The 7192-nt window shown below is 70.9% G+C and carries 8 protein-coding genes; 5 read left to right on the forward strand and 3 right to left on the reverse strand.

From position 1 onward, the window contains the following. The first annotated feature begins 144 nt into the window (after positions 1-144). Positions 145-1089, forward strand: a complete 945-nt coding sequence (nudC, locus tag WH07_RS22255; protein ID WP_198533860.1) for an NAD(+) diphosphatase — start codon at positions 145-147, stop codon at positions 1087-1089. Positions 1090-1161: 72 nt separating this feature from the next. Here nudC and WH07_RS22260 read toward each other — a convergent pair whose 3' ends face one another. Together WH07_RS22260 and WH07_RS22265 are read right to left on the reverse strand one after the other, a co-directional pair. Beyond that, the gene (locus WH07_RS22260) at positions 1162-1377 is read right to left on the reverse strand and encodes a hypothetical protein (RefSeq protein ID WP_408645893.1); all 216 of its coding nucleotides are present in this window, start codon (positions 1375-1377) and stop codon (positions 1162-1164) included. Positions 1378-1515: 138 nt separating this feature from the next. Beyond that, positions 1516-1773: a mycoredoxin gene (locus WH07_RS22265; RefSeq protein ID WP_046502866.1), complete on the reverse strand. Its 258-nt coding sequence runs from the start codon at positions 1771-1773 to the stop codon at positions 1516-1518. A gap of 141 nt (positions 1774-1914) precedes the next feature. On the opposite strand from WH07_RS22265, the gene WH07_RS22270 reads away from it, so the two are divergent. The 4 genes from WH07_RS22270 to WH07_RS22285 all read left to right on the forward strand — a co-directional run bounded on the left by WH07_RS22270 (position 1915) and on the right by WH07_RS22285 (position 5568). After that, entirely contained in the window at positions 1915-4194 is a 2280-nt protein-coding gene (locus WH07_RS22270) for an ATP-dependent DNA helicase UvrD2 (RefSeq protein WP_046502869.1), read from the forward strand. Between the two features lie 183 nt (positions 4195-4377). Beyond that, a complete protein-coding gene (locus tag WH07_RS39900; RefSeq protein WP_046502871.1) occupies positions 4378-4704 on the forward strand; it encodes a hypothetical protein in 327 nt (108 codons plus the stop codon). A gap of 175 nt (positions 4705-4879) precedes the next feature. After that, entirely contained in the window at positions 4880-5248 is a 369-nt protein-coding gene (locus tag WH07_RS22280; RefSeq protein ID WP_046502873.1) for a WhiB family transcriptional regulator, read from the forward strand. After that, positions 5245-5568 (forward strand): hypothetical protein, encoded by a 324-nt coding sequence (locus WH07_RS22285; RefSeq protein ID WP_046502875.1) that lies wholly within the window; start codon positions 5245-5247, stop codon positions 5566-5568. Before WH07_RS22280 ends, WH07_RS22285 begins: the two co-directional genes overlap by 4 nt. Positions 5569-5648: 80 nt before the next feature. On the opposite strand, the gene WH07_RS22290 is transcribed toward WH07_RS22285, so the two are convergent. After that, positions 5649-7064, reverse strand: a complete 1416-nt coding sequence (locus WH07_RS22290) for an ABC1 kinase family protein (protein WP_046502881.1) — start codon at positions 7062-7064, stop codon at positions 5649-5651. Between the last annotated feature and the right edge of the window lie 128 nt (positions 7065-7192).

The following is a 7192-nucleotide window of genomic DNA, read 5'->3' on the forward strand; positions in this document are numbered from 1 at the left end:
CCGCGATCCCGCCCGCCGGGAGCGCGTCCCGTACCGCGGGCCCTGCCCGGCCAGGCCCAGCCGCCGGTTCCGGCGCGGGCCCTGCCCGCGCCGCACACTCCGCTGATCAGAATCCCAATCAATCCGGGGGAGTTGGAAGTACCTGTGAGCACCATCAGCAGTGACGACAGCGCACATCGACCCATCGGCCTCACCGCCCCCAGCGGTATCGACCGCGCGGCCCACCACCGCCTCGACGAGGCGTGGCTGGCGGCGGCGTGGAGCCATCCGACGACCCGGGTCTTCGTGGTGTCGGGCGGCCAGGTGCTGATCGACGACACCTCCGACGGCCGTACCGAACTCGTGATGATCCCGTCCTTCGAGGCGCCCGTCACCGAGGCCCACCGCTACTTCCTCGGCATGGACGAGTCCGGTGTCCGCTATTTCGCGCTCCAGAAGGACACGCTCCCCGGCCGTATCGACCAGTCGGCGCGGGCGGCGGGGCTGCGCGAGGCGGGCATGCTGCTCTCGGCCCGGGACGCGGGGCTGATGGTGCATGCCGTGGCGCTGGAGAACTGGCAGCGGCTGCACCGTTTCTGCTCGCGCTGCGGCGAGCGCACCGTGATCGCTGCGGCCGGCCATATCCGCCGCTGCCCGGCCTGCGGCGCCGAGCACTACCCGCGCACCGACCCCGCGGTGATCATGCTGGTCACCGACGAGGAGGACCGCGCGCTGCTGGGGCGCCAGGTGCACTGGCCGGAGGGCCGCTTCTCCACGCTGGCGGGCTTTGTGGAGCCGGGCGAGTCGATCGAACAGTCGGTGGTCCGAGAGGTCTTCGAGGAGGCGGGCGTCACGGTCGGCGAGGTCGAGTACATCGCCAGCCAGCCATGGCCGTTCCCGTCGAGCCTCATGCTGGGCTTCATGGCGCGCGCCACCTCGTCGCAGATCACGGTGGACGGCGAGGAGATCGAGGAGGCGCGCTGGTTCTCCCGGGAGGACCTGCGGACCGCGATCGAGTCGGGCGAGATCCTGCCCCCGGCCGGGATCTCCATCGCCGCGCGCCTGGTGGAGCTGTGGTACGGCAAGCCTCTGCCGAAGCCGGCGAACTGAGCCGTCGCAACCGAGCGGCCACGACTTGGGGGTGCAACTGAGGGGTGCGACCGGGCGGTTACATCCGCAGGCTCACGAGGAGGGCGTGAGCCGGGGCCGCCCATGCGGGCCGGCGGCGTCGGACGGGCCGGTGCGCCGGCTCCGCCACCACGGCACGAACTGGACGACGCCGAACGCCGCCTCGACGCCGAAGAACAGCCACAGCACCCGGAACGCGCCATGGGCCAGTGCGTACGCCTGCCATGCCGCGAACAGTACGCGCGCGACGCCGTCGAGCAGTCCGTGCACCCTGCGGGCCGACCTCGAAACGCGCGTCGGTACGGGATGCCCGCTGCGGGCGGCCGAGCAGGCCGGCTGAACGGGCGGCTCAGCAGGACGCCCCCTCCGGTGATGTCCACGGGAGGGGGCGTGGCGCCGGGGGGAGGGTCAGACCGCGAGGGCCTGCTTGACCTGGGCGAGGCTGGGGTTCGTCATCACGATGTTCTCGCCGCCGTTGGGCGGGACCACCAGAACCGTCGGGACCGTCTGGTTGCCGCCGTTCGCCTTCTCGACGAAGGCCGCCGACTCCGGGTCCTGCTCGATGTTGATCTCCGTGTACGCGATGCCCTCGCGATCCATCTGGCCCTTGAGCCGACGGCAGTATCCGCACCACGTGGTGCTGTACATCGTCACAGTGCCCGGCATGTCCCTCGCGCTCCTCTGTCTCGCCGAATGCGTTGTCCGCATGATGTCGAACGTCCACGCCCCGGCCACCATTCCCGTACCGCCGCCCCACCCGGCGCGCCCACGCGGTCACAGGCACCCGTCAGTGTGTTCGTACGACCAATGCGCCTCCCCTGTGGACAACCACCGCACCCGTCCCGGGGGACCTGGCAGCATGGCGGCGTGACAGCAGCAACGCATTCCCCACTCTTCCCGCCGGAATTCCCGCAGGAGTCCGGGCACGGCCAGATCGTGGCCCCGCCGCGCGACGCCGACGCGGTGCTGGACGGACTCGACCCCGAGCAGCGCGAGGTCGCGACGTCCCTGCACGGTCCGGTGTGTGTGCTGGCCGGGGCCGGCACGGGCAAGACGCGCGCGATCACGCACCGGATCGCGTACGGGGTGCGCGCGGGCATACTCCAGCCCGGCAGCGTGCTGGCCGTCACCTTCACCAACCGGGCCGCGGGCGAGATGCGCGGGCGGCTGCGCCAGCTCGGCGCGGGCGGTGTCCAGGCGCGTACGTTCCACTCGGCGGCGCTGCGTCAGCTCCAGTTCTTCTGGCCGAAGGCGGTCGGCGGCGAGCTGCCAAGGCTGCTCGAACGGAAGGTCCAGCTCGTCGCCGAGGCCGCGGCCCGCTGCCGGATCCGGCTCGACCGCAATGAACTGCGCGATGTCACCGGCGAGATCGAGTGGGCGAAGGTCACCCAGACCGTCCCGGCCGACTATCCCGCCGTCGTCGCCAAGTCCTTGCGCGAGGCCCCGCGCGACCCGGCCGAGACCGGCCAGATCTACGGCATGTACGAACAGCTCAAGCGCGACCGCTCGGTGATCGACTTCGAGGACGTCCTGCTGCTCACGGTCGGCATCCTCCAGGACCGCCATGACATCGCCGACCAGATCCGCCGGCAGTACCAGCACTTCGTGGTCGACGAGTATCAGGACGTGAGCCCGCTCCAGCAGCGGCTGCTCGATCTCTGGCTGGGGGACCGCGAGAGCCTCTGCGTGGTCGGCGACGCCAGCCAGACGATCTACTCCTTCACCGGCGCCACCCCCGACCATCTGCTGAACTTCCGCACCCGCCATCCGGGCGCCACCGTGGTGAAGCTGGTGCGCGACTACCGCTCCACGCCCCAGGTCGTCCATCTCGCCAACGGCCTGCTGAACCAGGCGCGGGGCAGGGCCGCCGAGCACCGGCTCGAACTGGTCTCGCAGCGCGGCCCCGGCCCCGAGCCGGTCTGCACGGAGTACGTGGACGAACCGACCGAGGCCGAGGGCACCGCCCGCCGGATCCGCGATCTGATCGCGGCCGGTGTCCCGGCCGGCGAGATCGCCGTGCTGTACCGGATCAACGCCCAGTCGGAGGTCTATGAACAGGCCCTGGCCGATGCCGGGGTGCCCTATCAACTGCGCGGCGCGGAGCGGTTCTTCGAGCGCCAGGAGGTACGGGAGGCGGGCGCGGCGCTGCGGGGCGCGGCCCGCTTCGGCGGCAATGACTCCCTGCTCGACGAGGTCGTCGAACTGCCCGCGCAGGTGCGGGCGGTGCTCTCCACGAAGGGCTGGACCACCGAACCCCCGGCGGGCTCGGGCGCGGTGCGTGACCGCTGGGAGTCCCTGGCGGCCCTGGTCCGGCTCGCCGAGGACTTCGTACGGGCCAGGCCGGAGGCGACACTCGCCGATCTGGTGGCCGAGCTGGACGAGCGCGCGGCCGCACAGCACGCGCCCACGGTCCAGGGCGTCACCCTGGCCTCGCTGCACGCGGCGAAGGGCCTGGAGTGGGACGCGGTGTTCCTGGTCGGGCTCGCCGAGGGCATGATGCCGATCACCTACGCCAAGACCGATGAGCAGATCGAGGAGGAGCGCCGGCTCCTCTATGTCGGGGTCACCCGGGCGCGGTCGCATCTCTCTCTGTCCTGGGCGCTCTCCCGCGCGCCCGGTGGCCGGGCCTCCCGCCGCCCCACCCGCTTCCTCAACGGACTGCGCCCCGGCTCCACCGCCGCCGGGACTCGGGGTACGGAGACAAGGCCGGGCGGTGCCGTGGAGCGCGGTGGCGCGGCCCGGCGCAAGCGGCGTGGCCCGGCGCTCTGCCGAGTCTGCGGCAAGACCCTGACCGACGCGGGCGAGATGAAGCTGATGCGCTGTGAGGACTGTCCGTCGGACATCGACGAGGGCCTCTACGAACGGCTGCGGGACTGGCGCGCCGACCAGGCCAGGACCCTGGGCCAGCCCGCCTATTGCGTGTTCACCGACAAGACCCTGATGGCGATCGCCGAGGCCGTGCCCGCCGGCCCGGGCGAGCTGGCCTCGATCGCCGGCGTCGGCGCCCGCAAGCTGGACCGTTTCGGAGCCGATGTGCTTGCCATCTGCGCTGGTGAGGAGCGTGCCGGGGACGGCGGGGAGGACTGATACGAACTCGTCGAAAAAATAGTTTGCGCCCGCCCGGGCAATCCCCATAGGTTCTTAACCACGGGAACAGCGGGCTTCTCCCAAGCCCTGTCCCCGTGCTCTACTTGTCCAAAGCAGTATCTGTCCAGAATACGTGCGACTGGCTCCGGCCGGTCCTTGAGACGCCGAGAGGAGGCGATTCCAGTGATCAGCATCAAGAACATCAACTTTGTCAGCACCGACAAAATGACCGATCGCTCGGTCGTCTCCGCCTGCCCGCTCGGCTTCTCCGGTTCCGAACTCATCGCCAGTGGTCTGTCCGGCTTCACCGCCGTCCGGCCCGCCGCCCTGTCGGGTCTTCCCGCTGGGGTGCGCGATGAGCGACCGACCAAGGCACTGGAAGCAGGAGTAGCAGCGGCAGCGGCCAAGGCCTATGCCTTTGCGGCGACCGGTGCCGAAACCAAGCGGCAGACGCAGCACCACACGATGTGGGCCTTCCGTGGGCTCGACCCCTGGAGTGATCCAGCCTGACAGACGATCAGGCCGGCGCCTTCAGGGCCGCGGAACCCCACCCGGGATCCGCGGCCCTTCTGTTTGTCCCGAACGGGAGAGACGGAACGAAGGGGCCTCGGGACACCAGCAACGCTCGGTACCAAGCCGAAACCCGGCCAACCAGGCCGGACCGACCAGACGAGGAACGACACCCGTGCAACTCGAAGCGCACGCCCCGTCCGTACCGCCTTCCGAAACGATCTCCCCGCCCGTCCCCACGGAGGACTCCACCTTGACCCCGCTCACCGCGCTCACCGCGCTTGACGACGCCATCGAGAACCTCGGCGTCGCCGTTCCCTGCCGTGCTTACGACCCCGAGGTCTTCTTCGCCGAGTCCCCGGCCGATGTCGAGTACGCCAAGGCGCTCTGCCGCACCTGCCCGCTGGTCGAGGCCTGCCTCGCCGGCGCCAAGGAGCGGCGCGAGCCGTGGGGCGTGTGGGGCGGCGAACTCTTCGTCCAGGGCGTGGTCGTGGCCCGCAAGCGGCCGCGTGGCCGTCCGCGCAAGAACCCGGTCACGGCATGACCGCCACCGGAACCATCGACCGTCCGTTTACGCACGATCCCCAGAAGCAGGCTCCGATGACCTCTTCCCTGCGAGAGCCCTCCGGCTCCGCCACCCCAGCCGTCAGCACCATGGACGCGAACGACTCGCGTCAGAACAGGACCCGTGAGATGCAACTCATCCCAGAAGCCATGGCGCGCGCGCATATGAGCGAGCGCCTGCGCGAAGCCGACGCGGAACGCCGGGCCGCGCGCCTGGTCGCCGCCCGGCGGATGCAGCGCCGCGCCGAGCGCGTATCGATGCGCGCCCGCCGCGCGCTGGCCATGGCCGTCATGCAGTAAGCGGCCGACTGCCCAGTCAGTGCCCATCACCGTCAGCGAGCGGGGGCCGGTCCCGAGGGGGACCGGCCCCCGCGCCGCGTTCAGGCGCTGTCGTCCTCCGGCTCGGCCGCGGACGCCTGTTCCGGTATGAACGGCTCCGGCACGAACCCGGGCAGCCAGGCCTCCAGTTCGTCCCTGAGCCGGACCGTCGCGCTGAGCTGGCAGAGCACCCCGATGGTGCTCAGCGTGACGCGGTGTATCAGCAGATACGACGGCGGCAGATTGAGCTGCTTGCCCAACTGGTGCGCGGGGGACCGCGGATCCGCTATCCGCGCGGCCTGGTCGCGCATCCAGCCCCGGGTGAAGGTGAATTCCTCCACCGCCGCCGGCTCGATGATCGGCCGGAGATAGTCCAGCACCGCGTCCGGGTCGAGATCGATGGACTCCTTGACGAACCCCTCCTCGCACAGCAGCCCGTACACCGCCTCGGCGTCGTCCTCCAGGGTCATCCGCAGGGCCTCGCCGATGGTGTCGGGAAGCCCGCCCGGCAGCCGGTCCACCGTGCCGAAGTCCAGTACCCCCAGCCGGAGTTCTCCGCTCTCGCCCTCCTCGCCGTCCCCGCCCTCACCGTCGGCGTGCGCCGGTGGCAGCAGCCGGAAGTTCCCCGGGTGCGGATCCGCGTGCAGCAGACCCGTACGTGCCGGGCCCGAGAAGAGGAACCTGGCGAGAAGCTGCCCCGCCCGGTCGCGCTGCTCGGGCGTCCCGTCGGAGATCACCTCCGACAGCGGTGTCCCGTCGATCCACTCCGTCACCAGCACCTGCTCGCCCTGGTACACCACCTCCGGCACCACCACATCCGGATCGCCCGCGAACTCCGCCGCGTGCTCCTGCTGTGCCTCGGCCTCCAGCGCGTAGTCCAGCTCCTCGGCGACCCGGTCGCGCAGTTCGGTGATCAGCGGCTTGATGTCCATCCCCGGGATCAGCGGCCCCAGCAGCCTGGCGAACCGGCTGAGCTGCGCGAGATCGGACAGCAGCGCCTCGCCCGCCCCCGGATACTGCACCTTGACCGCGACCTCGCGCCCGTCGTGCCAGACCGCCCGGTGCACCTGACCGATCGACGCGGCGGCCGACGGCTTGTCCTCGAACTCCAGGAACAGCTCCCGCCACTCCTCGCCCAGCCGCTCCGCCAGCACCGCGTGGACGGTGCGGACCGGCATGGGCGGCGCCGCCTCCTGAAGCCTGGTGAGCGCCGCCCGGTAGGGCCCGGCGATCTCCTCGGGCAGTGCCGACTCGAACACGGACAGTGCCTGCCCGAACTTCATCGCACCGCCCTTCAGCTCGCCCAGGACCTTGAAGAGCTGGTCCGCCGTGCGCTGCTGCAGTTCCCGGGCGACGATCTCCGCGGACTTCCCGCCGATCCGCTTGCCCAGGCCCCAGGTGGCCCGGCCGGCGAAGCCCAGTGGCAGCGTGGCCAGCTTCGCGGTCCGGGTGACCGCCTTCCGGGGAAGATCAGACATGAAGCCCCTCCAAGTCCCAGACAAGCCGAGCCGCGTGCGGCGATTACCCAGCCATTGTGTCGTGCGACGCCCCCATATCCGCCATGCCCACCCGTTCCTGGACGGGGATCTGCCGGCCAGTACGGGGG

Origin of the sequence: Streptomyces odonnellii, from assembly GCF_000981895.1 — a bacterium.
Classification (GTDB): Bacteria; Actinomycetota; Actinomycetes; order Streptomycetales; family Streptomycetaceae; genus Streptomyces; species Streptomyces odonnellii.

What these genes read in the sequence shown, in the direction of transcription:
- WH07_RS22265 (WP_046502866.1), bottom strand. Translation starts at nt 1,773, where the DNA reads ATGCCGGGCACTGTGACGATGTACAGCACCACGTGGTGCGGATACTGC.
- WH07_RS22270 (WP_046502869.1), top strand. Translation starts at nt 1,915, where the DNA reads ATGCGCCTCCCCTGTGGACAACCACCGCACCCGTCCCGGGGGACCTGG.
- WH07_RS22285 (WP_046502875.1), top strand. Translation starts at nt 5,245, where the DNA reads ATGACCGCCACCGGAACCATCGACCGTCCGTTTACGCACGATCCCCAG.
- WH07_RS22290 (WP_046502881.1), bottom strand. Translation starts at nt 7,064, where the DNA reads ATGTCTGATCTTCCCCGGAAGGCGGTCACCCGGACCGCGAAGCTGGCC.